Origin of the sequence: Arcobacter sp., assembly GCF_050300555.1 — a bacterium.
Taxonomy (GTDB): domain Bacteria; phylum Campylobacterota; class Campylobacteria; order Campylobacterales; family Arcobacteraceae; genus Arcobacter.
Genome location: NZ_JBNKXY010000020.1, coordinates 1 through 18,829, shown reverse-complemented (window position 1 = coordinate 18,829; position 18,829 = coordinate 1). Strand labels below are relative to the sequence as shown.

Genomic DNA, 18,829 nt, shown 5'->3' with positions numbered 1-18,829 from the left:
GAAAATATGGCAAAGAATACATTCACATTAACAGATAATAGAAATGGTAAAGCTTACGAGTATAACATCATTGATGGTACAAGAGGACCTAGCGTAGTTGATATTAGAACATTCTATAAAGATACAGGTATGTTTACTTATGACCCAGGTTATACTTCAACTGCATCTTGTGATTCTAAAATCACATTTATTGATGGTGAAAACTCTGAATTAAGATATAGAGGTCATGATATCTCTGAGCTAGCTGGAAAACACTCATTCTTAGATGTTTCTTATCTTCTTATGAGAGGTCAATTACCAACTGAACAAGCTTCAAAAAACTTTGACTTAGAAATTAGACATAGATCATTTTTAAATGAAGGTATTATTAGATTATTTGATGCCCTTCCAGATGGTGCTCACCCAATGGCAACTATGGGGGCTGCAACTATGGCATTAGCAGCATTTTATAAAGACCATTTACATTTAGAAGATGAAGAACAATTTAAAATAATGAGAAGAAGAATCTTAGCTAAAATGCCTACAATTGCAGCTATGGCTTATAGAAACTCTATTGGTACACCACTTATTTATCCAGATGTTGATAAATACTTTACTGAAAACTTCTTATATATGTTAAGAGCTTATCCAGGTGGAAAAATGAAATATCTTGGAAATGGGAAAAGTGATGAGATTAGACAAGTTGAAGTTGATGCACTTGATGCAATTTTTACTTTACATGCTGATCACGAACAAAATGCTTCTACAACAACTGTAAGAAATGTTGGTTCAACTGAAGCTCACCCTTATGTTGCTATTGCTTCTGGTATTTCTGCATTATGGGGTTCAGCACACGGTGGAGCAAATGAAAAAGTAATGGATCAACTAAGAATGATTGGTGATGTTAAAAATGTACCTTCATATATTGCAAAAGCAAAAGATAAAAATGATCCATTTAGATTAATGGGATTTGGACACAGAGTTTATAAAAATAGAGATCCAAGAGCTGAAGCATTAAAAGGATTACAAGATAAATTAAGAGAAGAATTAAATCTTGATTCTAAACTGCTTGATATCGCTGCAGCAGTAGAAGAAGCAGCATTAAGTGATGATTACTTTAAACAAAGAGGTTTATATCCAAATATTGACTTCTATTCAGGGGTAATTTTAACAGCACTAAGAATACCAACAGCTATGTTTACACCAATTTTCGTTATTGGTAGAACACCAGGATGGTTAGCACAATGGTCTGAATTAAAACAAGATCCATCAGCTAAAATTGCTAGACCAAGACAGTTATATACTGGAAAATAATTAATACAATAAAATTAAAGAGGATTTATTAAAATGAGCGAAATGGTAAAACTGATAATCAATGATCAGGAGATGGAGGCAGAAAAAGGAAGTCTCTTAATTGATAAATTATTAGATGAAGATATTCATATTCCTCATTTTTGCTATCACAAGGCATTGGGGAAAGATGGAAACTGTAGAATGTGTATGGTTGAAATTGCTGGACAAAAAAGACCTCAAATTGCCTGTGATACTCCTGTAAAAGAAGGTATGATAGTTAGTACAAAAAGTGATAATATTATGGCTGTAAGAAGAGATATCTTAGAGCTTCAATTAATAAATCACCCTATTGACTGCCCTACTTGTGACCAAGCAGGAGAGTGTAAGCTACAAGATTTTTACATGGAATCAGGTTTTTATGAATCTAGAGTAAATGTTGAAGAAAAAAATCATGCACGAAAAAGAGTAGAACTTGGTGCTAATGTAATGTTGGACCAAGAGAGATGTGTTCTTTGTACTAGATGTGTTAGATTTTGTAAAGATATTATAGGTAGTGCTGAACTAGGAGTTGAAAGTAGAGCTGACCACTCTGTTATTACAACTTTCCCAGGACGACCTCTAAGTAATCCATATGCCATGAACGTTGTTGATTTATGTCCTGTTGGTGCTTTAACTTCAAAAGATTTTAGATTTAAACAAAGAGTTTGGTTTATGGAATCATTTAATGCTATTTGTAATGGTTGTTCAAAGGGATGTAATATCTTTGTAGACCATAGAAAAGAGAAGTATGCAGATGATAAAATCCACCGATTTAGACCAAGACCTAATACTGATGTTAATGGTTATTTCATATGTGATTATGGTAGATTATCTTATAAAAATGAAGAAGAAAATAGATTTGAAAAAGCTTTAGTTAATGGAAAAGAAGATATTACAAGCAATGCTATTGTTGCACTATATTCAGAAGTTGCAAAAAATAATAATGCGTTGTTTTTAATAGGACCAAATTTATGTCTAGAAGAGATGCAAAACATTAAAGCATTTGCAGATGCTGTAAAAGCAAATATTTCTGGATATTCTCCACAATACATTGATGAAAGTTTTGGTGATGATTATTTAAGAAAAAATGATAAAAGTGCAAACAGAAACTCTTTTAAAGAAGTTGGTATAAGTGAAGATGAAGCTTCATTTAAAACTTATTTAGAAGCTTCATCACTTGTTGTAGTTTTTGATAATACATATTTTGAAAATAACATTGAACTTATTTCAGGTAAAAAAGTTATCTCTTGTTTTGCACACAATACAAAAACAATTGAAAAATCAGATATCGCAATTCCAATTGCATCATTTTATGAGAAAAGTGGTACTTATATCAATGCTGATGGAATCAAACAAAAAGTTGTTTCTGGGCTAAATAGAGACAATCAAGCAAATACAATATCATCAATAGTTGAAACTATAAAAAGTATGATTGAAAAAGGAAATATATGAATACAGCATCAATAGTTGTTATTATAGTAAATATTCTTTTAGCTGTAGTACTTGCAGTTGGTCTTACACCTGTTTTTGTATGGTGGGAGAGAAGAATAGCTGGATTTATTCAAGATAGATCAGGTCCAAATAGATGTCACATTGGACCTATGAGATTAGGTGGATTAATTCAAAGTATTGCAGATATGTTAAAACTTGTATTTAAAGAGGACTTTACTCCAAGTCATATTAAATATACATTTTTCTTTACTTTTGCTCCTGCAATAGTATTTGCTTGTTATTTCTTAACATTTGCAGTTATTCCATTTGCAGATAATGTTGTAATAGATGGTCAATCTTATGCAATGCAAGCATTACCAATGCAATTAGGAATCATGTGGTTTATTGCATATGCTGGTTTATCTGTATATGGAATTATTTTAGGTGGATATGCTTCTGGAAGTAAATATGGTCTTTTAGGTGCGATTAGAGCATCAGCACAAGTTATCTCATATGAAGCTTCTATGGCTTTAGCATTAATCTCTATGTTATTAACATATGGTTCAATTCATTTAAATGAGATTGTTCATGCACAAGCTGGAACTTTTTGGGGAATAATTCCATCATGGGGTGCATTTATGCAACCATTAGCTGCAATTATATTCACTGTTTGTGCTTTTGCTGAAACAAATAGAACTCCTTTTGATATTGCTGAAGGTGAATCAGAAATCGTTGCTGGTTATCATACAGAATATAGTGCTATGAGATTTGGTCTTTTCCAAGTATCAGAATTTGCTGCTATGGGTGGAGCTTCTGCTATTATTGTTACACTATTCTTTGGTGGTTATCAAATCCCTTGGTTAGATACACAAACACTAAAAGCAAATATGGATATTGTAATTATTATTCTTATGGCGTTATTACCTATTAAAATTTTTATCTTCACAAAGTGGATTAAGAAAAACAACAACTGGTCTAACCCAAATGACATTAGAGCAAAAGAGACTGGTATTTTAATAAAAGCATTTTGGGCTATAGGTATAATTTCATTTTTAGCTTTAGGTGCAGTTATTGGTACTGGATTAAGTGAAAATGGTGCAAGCATTGGTGTTGCAATTATTCAAGTGGTAACATTTATGGTTAAGTTTCTAATGATGGTAATTTTCTTTATGTGGATTAGATGGACTTTATTAAGATTTAGATATGACCAATTACAAATGTTGGGATGGAAGATTTTACTACCATTATCACTATTAAATATTATTATAACAGCTTCAGTTATAGTATTCACAGGAATGTAAAATGGGTATTAAAATAATAAAAAGACAAGGTCAAACTCTTAAAGACAAACTTTTCATACCAGCTATTTTAGGCGGTATGAAAACAACTATGGGTCACTTTACAAAAAACCTAAAAGATGTTTCAAACTTAAAAACAATGCAATATCCAGAAGTTGGTCCAACTGATGTTGCTACAAATGACAGATATAGAGGAGTTCATAGACTTACTAAGTGGGAAGATGAATCTGAAAAATGTGTTGCTTGTTATATGTGTGCAACGGCATGTCCTGCACAATGTATTTTTATTGAAGCTGAAGAGAGATTTGATGGTAAAGCTGAAAAAAGACCAAAAGAGTTTAAAATCGATCTTTTAGAGTGTGTATATTGTGGATATTGCGTTGAAGCTTGTCCATGTGATGCAATTAGAATGGATACAGGAATTTTTAGTTTTACAGGAAGTTCAAGAGAAGAATTTTTAGTTGATAAAAAATACCTAATGAATAACGAAAGAGCAAAGGATTTATCAAATGATTGATATATTATTTATTGGCTTAAGTTTTATGGCAATAGCTGGTGGAATCACTATGCTTACTCATAAACAACCTATGTATGCAGCACTTGGATTATTAATCTCAATCTTAGCAGTATCTGGTCTATTTGCATTATTAAGTGCAACTTTCCTTTTCATGGTTCAAATAATAGTTTATGCAGGTGCAATAATGACTCTTCTATTATTTATATTAATGTTCTTAAACATTGATGAACATGATATGCCACAAGAGCCTAAAAAAGTTAGAAATATTATTATTGGTGCAATTGTAATGTTACCTTTAAATATTGTTATTTTAAAAGCTGTTTCTGCATTGCCAGAAAAAGATATGAGCATTATTGAAAATAACTTTGGTGGAATAAAAGAACTAGGTATGCTTTTATACCAAAATTGGTTAATCTCTTTTGAATTAATATCAATATTACTTTTAGTTGCATTAGTTGGTGCTGTTGTTTTAGCTAAAAGAAAAAAATCTAGAGGAACTCAATCATGATATCACTAACATCATATGCATTTGTTTCAATGATGCTTTTTTCAATTGGTGCAATTGGAGTAGTTTCAAGAAGAAATATTTTTGTAATTTATATGTCAATTGAATTAATGTTAAATGGAATAAACCTTTTCTTAGTTACTTTTGCAAGATACCATTTCAATATGGATCCACAAGTAATTACAGTAATGGTTATTGCAATTGCTGCAGCAGAAGCTGCAATTTTCTTATCAGTAATAATACTTTTATTTAGAAGTAAAAAATCATTAGATACTGATTTATTTACTGCACTTAAACAAGGAGAAAAATAATGCATACAAATTTACTAGTATGGATAATATTAGCTCCATTATTTGGTGCAATATTAAACGGTGGTTTTTATTTTTATAATATTAAAAAAAGAGCTTTACCTCAAAGATTATTTTCAATAATAGGTACAGTAGCACCAATTATTGGTTTTATCTTTACTCTAACTATATTTTTAGATATGGTTAAAAATGGTACAGTTTTTCATCAAACTATTTTTACTTGGTTAGAAGTTGACCAACTAACAATTGAAATGAAATTATTAGGTGATAACCTATCTATTTTTATGGCTATGTTTGTTACTTTTGTTGGTTCTTTAATTCATATTTATGCAGTTGGATATATGCACAAAGATAAAGGATTTGGTAAGTTCTTTGCATACTTTAATCTATTCTTAGCATCAATGTTAATCCTAGTTTTAGCTGATAATCCAATTATATTATTTATTGGATGGGAAGGTGTTGGAGTTTGTTCATACCTACTAATTAAATTTTACTATGGTAACAAAGAAAATGTACTTGCAGCAAATAAAGCATTTATAGTAAACAGAGTTGGAGATTTTGGATTTATCTTAGGTGTTATTACACTATTTTTTGCAATTGGTCAAGGAAATTTATCATTTGAATCAATTGAAGCTAACTTAGGTAACGCATCAACAGAATTACTTATTCTTTCTGGTTTCTTACTATTTGTTGGAGCTATGGGTAAATCAGCACAAATTCCTTTATATACATGGCTTCCAGATGCGATGGCGGGACCAACACCAATTTCTGCACTTATTCACGCAGCAACAATGGTAACAGCTGGGGTTTATATGGTAGCAAGATTTCATTTCCTATATGCTGGAATTGAAGAAATTGGTACATTTATTGCTTATATTGGTGCATTTTCAGCACTACTTGCAGCAGTTATTGCAACACAACAACAAGATATCAAAAAGATTCTTGCATATTCAACAATGTCACAATTAGGATATATGTTCATAGGTGTTGGTTTAGGTTTTTATTCAACTGGACTATTCCACGTATTTACACATGCGTTCTTCAAAGCAATGTTGTTCATGGCAGCAGGTGGTATGATTATGGCGCAACACCATGAGCAAAATATCTTCAAAATGGCTCAACACAGAGTTAGCACGCCAATTATTGGATTTTGTATGCTAGTTGGTGTAATTGCGATTTCTGGTATTCCTCCATTTTCTGGATTCTTTTCTAAAGATGCTATTTTAGGAGCAGCTTTTCATGAAGGTCAATATGTAATTTGGGGAATTGGAATGTTTACAGCATTTTTAACAGCATTTTATATGTTTAGAATGTATTTTATTCTTTTTGTTGCACCAAATAACCATATTGGTACAGAATACGTTTATACATCAAAAACAATTACATTACCACTACTAATTTTATCAGTTGGGGCAATTGCTGCTGGTTTTTTAAACTTACCAGAAGCTTTAGGTGGTCACCATATGGTAGATACTTGGCTTGCACAACTTGACTCTAAAGAGTTACATATGAGTCATTCAACTGAATATGTATTAATGGCGTTATCAGTTATTATTGCTGCATCTGGAATTGGAGCTGCATATAATAAATATGCTCATTTTGATGTTTCTAAACCAGAAAGTGAAGAAGGACTTATTGCTAATAAATTCTATGTTGATGAATTATATGACAAAGTTTTTGTTCAAACTGCTAAAAAACTATCAACTTTTATTGATAAAGTTGTAGATGAAAAAATCATTGATAGCTTCATCATGGGAAGTTGTAACCAATTTATTAATTTTGGAAAAGTAGTTGGAAGACTTCAAAATGCAAATGTAAGATTTTATGGTCTATTCATGCTTGTTGGTATGAGTGCAATCTTCATTTATTTATTTATTTCGTTAGGATTGTAGTATGAGTGCAGAAAGTTTATCATTTATAATATTTTTACCAGCAATTGTTGCTTTTGGTTTGATGATTACATCATCAAATGTCGAATCAGTTAGAAATATAGCATTTTTAACTACTACTGTTATTTTAGCACTAGTATTAAAAATCTATATTAATTTTGACCCTAGTGCAGGTATGCAGTTCGTTACTAACGTTCCTTGGATTGAAACATATGGTATTAATTACTATATTGGAGTTGATGGTTTTTCTTTAACTATTTTGATGCTTATTGCTATTTTAATTCCTACTTCTTATTTATTATTATGGGAAGGAAGAACAAAAGGTTACTGGATTAATATGCTTCTTGTACAAACAGGTGTTACAGGTGCATTATTATCTTTAGATGTAATTCTTTTCTACTTCTTTTGGGAAGTTATGTTATTACCAGTATTCTTAATGATTGGTATTAATGGATTTGGAGATAAAGTATTTACAACTATTAAAGTAACTATTTATACTATGGCTGGTTCACTATTGATGTTTTTAGGTATTTTATACTTAGGTGTGACATTTTTTAATGAGTTTGGTTTCTGGTCCTTCCAATATACAGATTTTACAAAAATAACTACTTTATCGTATAACGAACAAGTATATTTATTCTTATCATTTGTTATAGCTTTTGGTATCAAGATTCCAATTTTCCCATTACATACATGGATTATGGAAACATATAAAAATGCTCCTACTGGTGCAGTTTTCTTATTATCATCAATCATGGCAAAACTTGGAGTTTATGCAATCGTTAGATTTATGATTCCAATTTTCCCAGAGATTTATATTGAATACTCAACTTGGTTTGTATTTATAGGATTATTTGGTCTAATCTATTTTGGAATAGCAGCCTTAATGCAAAATGATATAAAAAGAATGTTTGCATACTCATCTGCATCTCACTTAAGTTTTATTGCCGCTGGTATATTTTCATTAAATGCTTATGGTATCAATGGTGCATTATATTTAATCATTGCTCACGCAATTGCAACAGGTGCTTTATTCTTACTTGTTGGTGTTTTACATGATGAGTCAAAATTCAAAACTATTAGTGACTTAGGTGGTATAGCAAAAGTTGCTCCAATATTTACTTTTGTATTTGCAGTTATGTTATTTGCAAATGTTGGTTTACCAGGTACAAATGGATTCGTATCTGAATTATTAATTATTTTTGGAATCTATGAATTTAATCATACACTAGGTTATATTTCAGCACTTACAGTAATCATTGGTGCATCTTATATGTTATGGATGTTTCAAAGAGCAATATTGCAAGATAGAGAAGGTGAACAAAGAACTATGAGAGATTTAAAAATTAAAGAAATCATAGGTTTAGCACCATGGGTTATCTTAGTATTTTTAATGGGTGTTTACCCAGAACCATTCATTGATAAGTTTGAGCCAACTGTAACTCACTTCTTAAATGATATATTAAAAATTGGAGCGATGAAATAATGACTGAATTCTTATATCTAGTACCACATATAACTGTACTTGTGGGTGCTCTTGTATTAATGTTAATGAGTATGTATGATAAGTTTGCAATTAAACATTTCATTACTACTACATCTATATTTTTGGTAATTGCACTTGGCTTTGCTATTTCAGATTTTGGTGATTTATATTCAACTAAGCCTTATAATGATTTATTTAATAATGCTTTAGTATTTGATACATATGCAAACTTCTTTGGTGTATTATTAATATTTGGTACATTGTTAATAGTTTTAATTGGTGAACACTATTTCTATGAGCACTCATATTTTAAAGGTGAGTTTTTCAGTGTTTTAATGTTTGCACTATTTGGTATGATGTTAATTGCAAATTCAAATGAACTTATTACTGCGTATATCTCATTAGAAATTGCATCGTTCTCTGTTTATATCTTAGTTGGTTTTCATAGTGAAGATGGGAAAAGAGTTGAAGCTATTTTTAAATATTTAGTTTTAGGTTCATTTATAGGTGCTTTCTATTTATTGGGTGCTGTATTAATTTATGGTGTAAGTGGAACTACAAACTTAAATGATATTGCAACTTATATTACAACACATAGTGGAAGTGATTTAAATCTAATTTATATTGGTATTACTCTATTAATATTTACGTTCCTATTTAAAATCGCTGCTTTCCCATTCCAATCTTGGGTTTTAGATGTATATAGAGGTGCACCAATGCTAGTTACTGCATATATGGCATCAACATTTAAAGTAGCAATTTTTTCACTATTTTTAAGAGCATTTTTACAAACATTCTCAACTGTACAAAATTTTTGGGATCCAATTTTATATGTTCTAATTATCTTTACACTAGCATATGGAACATGGATTGCTATTACTCAAAAAATCATCAAAAGAATGCTTGCTGCATCATCAATTGTTCATACAGGTTATATTTTGTTAGCATTTATATCTTTAGGACAAAATGTTGATAGTGCATATGCAATTATGTTCTATTTAATTTCATACCTTGTAACTGCTATTGGAGCATTTGGATTAATTTCTCATATTATCTCTGAAACAAAAGTAAGAGTTACATATGAAGATTTTAAAGGTTTAGCACATGAAAGACCATTTTTAGCAGCTGCTATGACAATTTTCCTATTTTCTTTAGCTGGTATTCCTTCAACAATAGGATTTATTGGTAAATTTTATGTATTCACTGAAGCTATCAATGCTGGATATGCAATATTAACAATTATTGCGATTATTGCAACAATTATTTCAGTTTATTATTACTTTAGATTAATAGCAATGATGTACTTTTATCCTTCAAATGCAACTTGTGCAATTGAAGGCTTTAATGATAAAAGAATTTCAACATATGTTGTTGCATTTTTAGCTGCTTTGGTTGTGTGGGGTGGTATTGGTTCTGCGGTTGTATTCTTTATTCCAGCACCAAATATTGATGCAATTATAGAAGTTTCAAAACTTGCAATTGAATCTTTGTTTCTAAAGTAAACATTTAAGATAATTTGTCACTTATTCAGTAAAAATTATCTTTTTTCATTTAATTTTTAAAAAGGTCGATTTTATCGGCCTTTTTTTATTTATAAAAATTATAATTTATAATTATGAATCATATTATAAAATATTCTAAAATATAATTCAAGATTATCTAAGATATAATATTACGATGTTTTCAAGAAATATTTAGCAAATAAATATTAAACCAATAAATCAAACAGAAAGGATGTCAAATGAGTGACCTAATAGAAGGTTATTTAGGTAAGACTGTAGAGAGAAAGAAGAGTAGAGTACCAGCTAAACTTGATTATATTCAAAGTGCAACTGGTTTGTTTTTAGGTCTTTTTATGTGGGGACATATGTTTATGGTATCTTCAATTTTAATTAGCAAAGATTTTATGTACGCTGTTACAAAATTCTTTGAAGCTAGTTTTATTTTTGAAGGTGGAAATCCAGTATTAGTATCAATCTTAGCATTTGTTATTTTTGTTATTTTTATAACACATGCAGCAATGGGTATGAGAAAGCTACCTGGAAACTTTAAACAATATCAAGTAATGAAAGCACATGCAAATAACATGGGGCATGAAGATACAAAATTATGGTTTATTCAGGCATTTACAGGTTTTGCGATGTTCTTCTTAGGTTCAGTTCATATTTATATTATTATGACTCACTCAGATACAATTGGTCCATATGCAAGTGCCGATAGGGTATGGTCTGAATGGATGTGGCCATTATATATTCTTTTATTATTAGCTGTTGAATTCCATGGAACAATTGGTTTATATAGATTAGCTGTTAAATGGGGATGGTTTGATGGTAATGATCCAAAAGCTACAAGAAAAAAATTAAAAACTTACAAAAAAGCTTTAACTTATTTCTTTTTAATTTTAGGTTTCGCTACACTAGCAGCATATATGAAAATCGGTATGGAACATGCTGACAAAGTAGGTGAAAGATATACACCAACTGCAAAAGTAATGGAATATAAAATAAATGATGGGAGAGTTGCATAATGAAAATTAATTATTGTGATGCATTAGTTATTGGTGGTGGATTAGCAGGTCTTAGAGCTGCAGTTGCTGCACAGAAAAAAGGTTTAAGTACAGTAGTTTTATCACTTGTTCCTGTTAAAAGATCTCATAGTGCTGCTGCACAAGGTGGAATGCAAGCATCATTAGGTAACTCAAAAATGTCTGATGGGGATAATGAGGATTTACACTTTGCTGATACTGTAAAAGGAAGTGATTGGGGATGTGACCAAGAGGTTGCAAGAATGTTCGTACATACTGCACCAAAAGCTATTAGAGAATTAGCTGGTTGGGGTGTGCCTTGGTCTAGAGTAAAAGCAGGTACTAGAGAAGCAGTTATAAACGCTAAAAAAACAACTATTACAGAAGATGAAGATAGACATGGTTTAATTACATCAAGAGACTTTGGTGGAACTAAAAAATGGAGAACATGTTATACAGCAGATGCAACAGGACATACAATGTTATTTGGTGTTGCAAATGAAGCTTTAAAACATGATGTTGATATTAGAGATAGAAAAGAAGCATTATCAATTATTCATGAAAACGGAAGATGTTATGGAGCAGTTGTAAGAGATTTAATTACTGGTGAATTAGAAGCTTACGTTGCAAAAGGAACATGTATAGCAACTGGTGGATATGGAAGAGTATTTAAACAAACTACAAATGCTGTAATTTGTGAAGGTATTGGTGCAGCTATTGCTCTTGAAACTGGAATTGCAACTTTAGGAAATATGGAAGCTGTTCAATTTCACCCAACTCCAATCGTACCATCAGGGATTTTATTAACTGAAGGATGTCGTGGTGATGGTGGAATCTTAAGAGATGTTGACGGTCACAGATTTATGCCAGATTATGAGCCAGAGAAAAAAGAACTAGCTTCTAGAGACGTTGTTTCAAGAAGAATGATTGAACATATTAGAAATGGTAAAGGTGTACCTTCTCCTTATGGTTATCACGTATGGTTAGATATCTCTATTTTAGGTAGAGAGCACATCGAAAGAAACCTAAGAGATGTGCAAGAAATTTGTCAAATCTTTAATGGTATTGATCCAGCTGATGAAGGTCCAAAAGGTTGGGCTCCAGTTCTTCCAATGCAACACTACTCAATGGGTGGTATTAGAACAAAACCAACTGGTGAATCTCAAAATCTAGCAGGACTTTTTGCTTGTGGTGAAGCTGCTTGTTGGGATATGCACGGATTCAACAGACTTGGAGGAAACTCTGTTTCTGAAACAGTTGTTGCAGGTATGATTATTGGTAACTATTTTGCTGATTATTGTTTAGAAAATGATGTTACTATTCCAACTAAAACAGTTCAAAAATTCCTTGATGAGCAAGATTCTTATATTGATGAAATTTTATCATACAATGGAACAGAAGATATTTTTAAAATTAAAAATAGAATGCAAAATCTTATGGATGAAAAAGTTGGAATCTTTAGAGATGGACCACACTTAGAAGAAGCTGTTGAAGAGTTAAAAGAGTTATTACAAAAAACTAAACAAATCAACGTTAAATCTAAAGAAAGAGTTGGAAATCCAGAACTTGAAGAAGCATATAGAGTTCCAAGAATGTTAAAAGTTGCATTATGTGTTGCTAAAGGTGCTAGAGATAGAACTGAATCAAGAGGTGCACACTATAGAGAAGATTATTTAAAAAGAGATGATGCAAACTGGTTAAATAGAACATTAACTTCATGGCCATCAAAAGATGCTATTGAGCCTGAAATTACATATGAGCCATTAGATATTATGAAAATGGAAATGCCTCCAGCATTTAGAGGTTATGGTGCGAAGGGTATGATTATAGAGAATGAATTATCTGCAAAAAGACAAGCTGAAGTTGATGAAACAACTGAAAAAATGCAAGCAGAAGGTAAAGATAGACATGAGATACAACATGCACTTATGCCATTTGATTTACCTATGAACTATAAAGAGAAAAATGAAAGAGCAGGAGATAAGTAATGAGTACACAAAAAGGTAGAGAAATTACTATTAAAGTACTTAAATTCAACCCAAGAAGTGCGGTTTCAAAACCTCACTACGTTGAATATAAGTTAGAAGAGACTCCAGGTATGACACTTTTCATTGCATTAATGAAAATTAGAGAAACTATTGACCCAGATTTATCTTTTGACTTCGTATGTAGAGCTGGTATTTGTGGATCTTGTGGAATGGTTGTTAATGGAAAACCAGGACTTGCTTGTAGAACATTAATTGCTAACTATCCAGATGGAAATATTACGTTACTTCCTATGCCAGCATTTGAATTAATCAAAGATTTATCTGTAAATACTGGAAAATGGATGGATAGTATGTCTAAAAGAGTTGAATCATGGATTCATACAAACCATAAACCAGATATCACTAAAATCGAAGAAAGAGTTGACCCAGATGTTGCAAATGAAACATTTGAATTAGATAGATGTATCGAATGTGGTATTTGTGTTGCTTCTTGTGGAACAATGCTTATGAGACCAAATTTCGTAGGACCTGTTGGATTAAACAGAATTGCAAGATTTGAAGTTGACCCACACGATAACAGAACTGCTGATGATTTCTATGAATTAGTTGGAGATGATGATGGAATTTTTGGTTGTATGTCTTTAATGGCATGTGAAGACCACTGTCCAAAACACTTACCACTACAAAATAAAATTGCTTACTTAAGAAGAAAATTAGTAGCCCTAAGATAATTATACAAGAGATTTTTCTCTTGTATAATTAAAGTATAAAAAGTTAATTACCCATTGGGTGATTAACTTTTTGTATTTTAGGGATATTAAAACTAATTTATTATTTTAATTTATTCTTTAGCCTATTAGGAGATTCTATGTCACTTGTCAATGACTATTTTTTACTTTATCACGGTAAACATATTGAACAAAAGATTACTTTTGGAACGGAACACTATAAAAACAGAGATGAATTTTTTGAAGTAGCTGCTTTAGTTTTAGCACCTACAAGAAAAGATTATGAAAGATATATTTCATTAGATAGCTTTAAAAAATTAATCACTCACATTACAAATAAAGAAGTTAAAAGCTTAGATGATTTACATCAACTTCAATATTGTTTAATTGATTCAATAGAAAATGACACTAAAAATTGTCAAATTGAAAAACTACATGAAAGTTTAGAATATCTAAAAAATGAAAATATTTTAGAAACTTCAAACTTCAATAAACTTGTATCTTTATTTGATCCAAACGAACTCGGACTTTGTGATGAAGAGTCTAAAGAAGAAAAAATAGAAATTGATGAATCCAAATCATTTAAAGAATTAAAAGTTGATTTTGAAAATTTAATTAGTGAATTACAAGAAATCTTTAAATCAGAAGAGTTTAAAGATGAGTTAACAAATACAAAAGAATACCTTGAAAACCAAAAATTCTCTATTGGAATTACAGGTGTCATGAATGCTGGTAAATCTACAATGTTAAATGCTTTAATGGGGGAAGAGATACTTGGAAGTGCAGTTGTTCCTGAAACAGCAAATTTAACAATTGTAAAACATGGAAAACCTGAAGCAAAAGTATTTTATTGGAATAAACAAGAGTGGAATAGAATTGAACAAGCAGGAAACCAGTTAGACTCTATAAAAGAATTTATAAAAGAGACTAAAAAAGTTTTTGGTGATGATTTAGATAAATATATTTTAGATGACTCTTATAGTGAAAATGTTGACATTAAAAATCTTGCAGCTTATACATCAGCTGAAGCAAGTGGCAAAAAATGTAATTTAGTAAAATATGTAGAGTTAAAATCAAATTTAAAATTTCTTGAAGATGGAATTGAAATAGTTGATACACCTGGACTTGATGACCCCGTTATTCAAAGGGAAGAGATAACTAAGGAGTATTTAAATCAATGTGATTTAATGCTACATTTGATGAATGTATCACAAAGTGCAACACTAAAAGATGTTGAATTTATTATTGATGCCCTACTTTATCAAAATGTAACTAAGCTTTTAATAGTAATAACAAGAGCTGATACAGTAACAAAAGAACAATTAGAAGAAGTAATAAACTATACAAAAACTTCAATAGAAGCACAATTAAAATCTCAAAATAAAGATAGCCAATTAGATTATATTTTAAGAAATATCAAATTTATCCCAATCTCTGGAAAAATGGCTTTATTACATAGAACAGGAAGAGAAGAAGAGGCATTAAAAGCTGGATTTAAAGTTGAAGATACTGGTATATTAGAAATCGAAGATTATTTAACAGAAACACTATTTGGTAAAAACTCTTCAAAAACAGACTTAATTATAAAAGGTGTAAAGACACAACTTAGAAAAACTATAGAAAAAGAGTTAAAATCTTTTAACTATGAATTAATACTACTTAGTAAATCAAAAGAAGAATTAGAAGCTGACTTAAAAGAGTTTGCTAAGAAAAAATCCACAAATGAATCAATCTTTGAAGCTATGAACGAAGATATTGTAGTATATAAAAATGATGCAAAAGGATATATACTAACACTTGAAACATTTTTAGAAAATGAACTTTTAGATTTACAAGGGATTATCAAACAAAGGGTATTTTCAGATGTAAAATACTCATTTGAGAAAACTAAAAAAAGACCAGAATCAAAAAGAATTAAAGCAATTGTAGAAACAGCAATAAAAGATGGAATTGTTGATGTTATTAGAGATTATAGATATAAATTTATTAAAAAATCTCAAAGTATCGGTGAAGTTTTTGAACAAAAATATCAAGAAATGGGATTTACAATTGGTCATAAAAACGAAAACTTTGATGCAAGAGGTTTTTTCCAAAATGACTTTAAAACAGGATTTTTAACCTCTTCAAATGAAATACTAATAAATAAAATTGTAAATGAAGTTTCAATTAGTAAAGATAACAAATTAGCTGAACTAGATAGAAATATTGAAACTTATATAAAAGAAGAGTTTGAACCTATTGAAAAAAACATCAAAGAAAAAGCAGAAAATATTTCAAAAATTTTGATAGATAACTTCTTTGAACAAATTTCAGAACCTCTAAAAGTTTTTGAGAAAAAACTTTTAAAAGATGAAAAAGCTTTACAAGAAAGAATCTCTTCATTTGAAGAAAATGATTCAAAAAAAGATGAGTTAACAATAGAAATTCATAAAAAAATTAAAAAGCTTGAAGCAATCAATAAGGAGCTTAAATCATGAGTATCTTAAATAGTTTTGTTAAAGAGTATGCAGATAAGTTTTTTGAAAAAGAAGAAGTTTTTGAAACTGGATTAGTAGGAGATATAAAAAAAGTAAGAGCAAAACTTTTAGATGATAAGTTCTTGCCATCTTTTCAATTAAAATCAATCCTTGATAAACAATTAAGACGTGCTAGATATCCTATGGAAGTTGCAATCACAGGACAATTTTCTTCTGGTAAATCAACTTTTTTAAATGCCCTACTTTCTAAAAATATTTTACCAACAGGAATTACACCTGTAACTTCAAAAGTTAATTTCCTAAATTATGGTGAAGAGTATAAACTTAAAATTACATACTACTCAGGTGCACAAGAGTATGCTCCAATAGAAGCAATATCAGATTTTACTGATCAACGAAAAAATGATATGAAAGATATTAAATATCTTACACTTTATGCTCCAATGGATATCTTAAAAGATATCTCTTTTGTTGATACACCAGGATTAAACTCACAAAGTCAAAGTGATACAGATACTACAAGAAAAGTACTAAGAGATGTTGGTGGTATTATTTGGCTAACACTTATTGATAATGCAGGAAAACAATCAGAAGCAGAAGTTCTTGAAGAGTATATGGAACAATTTAAAAATAAATCTCTTTGTGTACTTAATCAAAAGGATAAATTTACACCAGAGCAAATAGAAACAACTACAAATTATGTAAAAGAAAAATTCTCAAAATATTTTGCACAAGTAACTCCAATCTCAGCAAAAATGGCACTTGAATCAAGAGCACATCATAAAGATGTATTAATACATGATGAATATGATAAATTTATTTCAGAATTTAAAAATGATTTAAAAGAGAATGAAGTTCAATCATTAGACTTCTTTGAAACTAAATTTAAAAATTATAAAGAAAAAATTGAGAAAATAAAAAAAGAAGATTCTAAAGATAATACGAAGCTTTTAGAAGAATCAAATATTCAATTAGTAATTGATTTTATTGAAAATACAATTAGACCTCAAGCCTTGGAGTCAAAAGAGTTTGCCATAAAAAGAGACTTAAAAGGTATATGTGATATTTTGGCAACTGAATATCAAAATATCCTTGGTGTTTATGATAATTTAATTGAAATACTAAGTAATTCAGAATCAGAAATATTAGAAGCACTTGATGGTATCCATAAAAAATACTCTAAAGAGTTATTTTCAATTTATAACTCACTAGAAGCTATTATGGAAAAAATGGCCCATGAAACTTTTAAAAATATTAAAACCGTAAAAGCAAATAGATATGAAAATAAAACTGGTTTTTTAAATAAAGAAAACTATGCAAAAATCGAATATAATACCTATTGGATAGATAGTGATAATGTATATAAAAATCTATTTTATGATGACCAAACTATTGATAAAATGTTTAAAAAATCTATTAAAGACTTAAAACAAGTAGAATTAAATGCAGATGAATCATTTAGAGATGTCTATAGAATCCTAAAAAATAATGTAAATAGATGGCAAGAGCCATTTGAATTAATCAAAAAGAATAGAGATGTCGCTTCTGATGCAGAGTTTTCAACAACAAGACACTTTGCTGCGAAGGTTTATGAAAATGTATTGATTTCATATCATAGGGCAATTTTAGAAAATATTTCAGCATTGAGAAAGAAATTTGCATATTTTAATGGAGCATTATCTTACAGTTACATTCAAACTACACAAGCTACTATTGCTCACTTTGAACAGCAAATAGCAGAATCAGTAATTTTGTATGAAAAAGAGCCAACAAAATTTTCAGTTTATCACCCAAGAGAAGATGAAATACTTACAAAGTTAAAAGCAAATTTTGGATTTGAAAAAATTGAGGACTTTTTAACTTCCAAAAGAAACTATTTATTTAAAATCATAAAATACTCAAAAGAACAATATTTAGAAATTAATAAAGATAGAATAAATTTTGTTGAATCAAAAAAAGGTGAATACATAGCAAAAATAGAAGATTTGAAAAAAATAAAAGAGGAAATTTAATAAATATTCTCATAAATTTGTAAATTTAGTTAAATTTAAGCGAAATACTATTGACAATATTTATTTTTTTTAATATTATTTCAGTCCATTTTGATTGGGGTATCGCCAAGCGGTAAGGCACTGGTTTTTGGTACCAGTATTCGCAGGTTCGAATCCTGCTACCCCATCCATTTTGGTTTTATGTGCGAGTGTGGCGGAATAGGTAGACGCGTGGGACTTAAAATCCCATTCCGGTTTCGGAGTGTGAGTTCGATTCTCACCATTCGCACCATAAAAGAGCGGGAGTAGCTCAGTTGGCTAGAGCTTCTGCCTTCCAAGCAGATTGTCGCGAGTTCGAGTCTCGTCTCCCGCTCCA

Annotated in this window: 14 protein-coding genes and 3 tRNA genes; all 17 read left to right on the top strand. The window is 30.1% G+C overall.

The window, feature by feature from the left end:
- Positions 1-6 precede the first annotated feature (6 nt).
- Entirely contained in the window at positions 7-1,293 is a 1,287-nt protein-coding gene (locus tag ACQY5W_RS12245) for a citrate synthase (RefSeq protein WP_428025257.1), read from the top strand.
- A gap of 33 nt (positions 1,294-1,326) precedes the next feature.
- Entirely contained in the window at positions 1,327-2,763 is a 1,437-nt protein-coding gene (locus ACQY5W_RS12240) for a 2Fe-2S iron-sulfur cluster-binding protein (protein WP_428025256.1), read from the top strand.
- Positions 2,760-4,043 carry a complex I subunit 1/NuoH family protein gene (locus tag ACQY5W_RS12235; protein ID WP_428025255.1) on the top strand — a complete coding sequence of 428 codons (1,284 nt, stop codon included), beginning with the start codon at positions 2,760-2,762 and terminating at the stop codon, positions 4,041-4,043. Before ACQY5W_RS12240 ends, ACQY5W_RS12235 begins: the two co-directional genes overlap by 4 nt.
- Position 4,044: 1 nt before the next feature.
- Entirely contained in the window at positions 4,045-4,557 is a 513-nt protein-coding gene (locus ACQY5W_RS12230) for a NuoI/complex I 23 kDa subunit family protein (protein WP_428025254.1), read from the top strand.
- Complete coding sequence (locus ACQY5W_RS12225) at positions 4,550-5,065, top strand: NADH-quinone oxidoreductase subunit J family protein (RefSeq protein ID WP_428025253.1); 516 nt, start codon at positions 4,550-4,552, stop codon at positions 5,063-5,065. Before ACQY5W_RS12230 ends, ACQY5W_RS12225 begins: the two co-directional genes overlap by 8 nt.
- Complete coding sequence (gene nuoK, locus ACQY5W_RS12220; RefSeq protein ID WP_428025252.1) at positions 5,062-5,373, top strand: NADH-quinone oxidoreductase subunit NuoK; 312 nt, start codon at positions 5,062-5,064, stop codon at positions 5,371-5,373. Before ACQY5W_RS12225 ends, nuoK begins: the two co-directional genes overlap by 4 nt.
- The gene (nuoL, locus tag ACQY5W_RS12215) at positions 5,373-7,262 is read left to right on the top strand and encodes an NADH-quinone oxidoreductase subunit L (protein WP_428025251.1); all 1,890 of its coding nucleotides are present in this window, start codon (positions 5,373-5,375) and stop codon (positions 7,260-7,262) included. Before nuoK ends, nuoL begins: the two co-directional genes overlap by 1 nt.
- 1 nt (position 7,263) lies before the next feature.
- Positions 7,264-8,745 carry a complex I subunit 4 family protein gene (locus tag ACQY5W_RS12210; RefSeq protein ID WP_428025250.1) on the top strand — a complete coding sequence of 494 codons (1,482 nt, stop codon included), beginning with the start codon at positions 7,264-7,266 and terminating at the stop codon, positions 8,743-8,745.
- On the top strand, positions 8,745-10,247 hold the full coding sequence (locus ACQY5W_RS12205) for an NADH-quinone oxidoreductase subunit N (protein ID WP_428025249.1): 1,503 nt from the start codon (positions 8,745-8,747) through the stop codon (positions 10,245-10,247). Before ACQY5W_RS12210 ends, ACQY5W_RS12205 begins: the two co-directional genes overlap by 1 nt.
- A gap of 239 nt (positions 10,248-10,486) precedes the next feature.
- Positions 10,487-11,272: a fumarate reductase cytochrome b subunit gene (locus ACQY5W_RS12200; RefSeq protein ID WP_428025248.1), complete on the top strand. Its 786-nt coding sequence runs from the start codon at positions 10,487-10,489 to the stop codon at positions 11,270-11,272.
- Positions 11,272-13,257, top strand: coding sequence for a fumarate reductase flavoprotein subunit (locus ACQY5W_RS12195; RefSeq protein WP_428025247.1), 1,986 nt, complete (start codon positions 11,272-11,274; stop codon positions 13,255-13,257). Before ACQY5W_RS12200 ends, ACQY5W_RS12195 begins: the two co-directional genes overlap by 1 nt.
- Positions 13,257-13,988: a fumarate reductase iron-sulfur subunit gene (locus ACQY5W_RS12190; protein WP_428025246.1), complete on the top strand. Its 732-nt coding sequence runs from the start codon at positions 13,257-13,259 to the stop codon at positions 13,986-13,988. The genes ACQY5W_RS12195 and ACQY5W_RS12190 overlap by 1 nt, the downstream gene beginning before the upstream one ends.
- Positions 13,989-14,125: 137 nt before the next feature.
- A complete protein-coding gene (locus ACQY5W_RS12185; protein WP_428025245.1) occupies positions 14,126-16,462 on the top strand; it encodes a dynamin family protein in 2,337 nt (778 codons plus the stop codon).
- On the top strand, positions 16,459-18,474 hold the full coding sequence (locus ACQY5W_RS12180; RefSeq protein ID WP_428025244.1) for a dynamin family protein: 2,016 nt from the start codon (positions 16,459-16,461) through the stop codon (positions 18,472-18,474). Before ACQY5W_RS12185 ends, ACQY5W_RS12180 begins: the two co-directional genes overlap by 4 nt.
- Positions 18,475-18,569: 95 nt before the next feature.
- Positions 18,570-18,644 (top strand) — tRNA-Gln (locus ACQY5W_RS12175).
- Positions 18,645-18,658: 14 nt separating this feature from the next.
- Positions 18,659-18,745 (top strand) — tRNA-Leu (locus ACQY5W_RS12170).
- 7 nt (positions 18,746-18,752) lie between these two features.
- Positions 18,753-18,829 (top strand) — tRNA-Gly (locus ACQY5W_RS12165).

What these genes read in the sequence shown, in the direction of transcription:
- nuoK (WP_428025252.1), top strand. Translation starts at nt 5,062, where the DNA reads ATGATATCACTAACATCATATGCATTTGTTTCAATGATGCTTTTTTCA.
- ACQY5W_RS12210 (WP_428025250.1), top strand. Translation starts at nt 7,264, where the DNA reads ATGAGTGCAGAAAGTTTATCATTTATAATATTTTTACCAGCAATTGTT.
- ACQY5W_RS12245 (WP_428025257.1), top strand. Translation starts at nt 7, where the DNA reads ATGGCAAAGAATACATTCACATTAACAGATAATAGAAATGGTAAAGCT.
- ACQY5W_RS12180 (WP_428025244.1), top strand. Translation starts at nt 16,459, where the DNA reads ATGAGTATCTTAAATAGTTTTGTTAAAGAGTATGCAGATAAGTTTTTT.
- ACQY5W_RS12235 (WP_428025255.1), top strand. Translation starts at nt 2,760, where the DNA reads ATGAATACAGCATCAATAGTTGTTATTATAGTAAATATTCTTTTAGCT.
- ACQY5W_RS12185 (WP_428025245.1), top strand. Translation starts at nt 14,126, where the DNA reads ATGTCACTTGTCAATGACTATTTTTTACTTTATCACGGTAAACATATT.
- ACQY5W_RS12205 (WP_428025249.1), top strand. Translation starts at nt 8,745, where the DNA reads ATGACTGAATTCTTATATCTAGTACCACATATAACTGTACTTGTGGGT.
- ACQY5W_RS12195 (WP_428025247.1), top strand. Translation starts at nt 11,272, where the DNA reads ATGAAAATTAATTATTGTGATGCATTAGTTATTGGTGGTGGATTAGCA.
- ACQY5W_RS12225 (WP_428025253.1), top strand. Translation starts at nt 4,550, where the DNA reads ATGATTGATATATTATTTATTGGCTTAAGTTTTATGGCAATAGCTGGT.
- ACQY5W_RS12200 (WP_428025248.1), top strand. Translation starts at nt 10,487, where the DNA reads ATGAGTGACCTAATAGAAGGTTATTTAGGTAAGACTGTAGAGAGAAAG.
- nuoL (WP_428025251.1), top strand. Translation starts at nt 5,373, where the DNA reads ATGCATACAAATTTACTAGTATGGATAATATTAGCTCCATTATTTGGT.
- ACQY5W_RS12240 (WP_428025256.1), top strand. Translation starts at nt 1,327, where the DNA reads ATGAGCGAAATGGTAAAACTGATAATCAATGATCAGGAGATGGAGGCA.
- ACQY5W_RS12230 (WP_428025254.1), top strand. Translation starts at nt 4,045, where the DNA reads ATGGGTATTAAAATAATAAAAAGACAAGGTCAAACTCTTAAAGACAAA.
- ACQY5W_RS12190 (WP_428025246.1), top strand. Translation starts at nt 13,257, where the DNA reads ATGAGTACACAAAAAGGTAGAGAAATTACTATTAAAGTACTTAAATTC.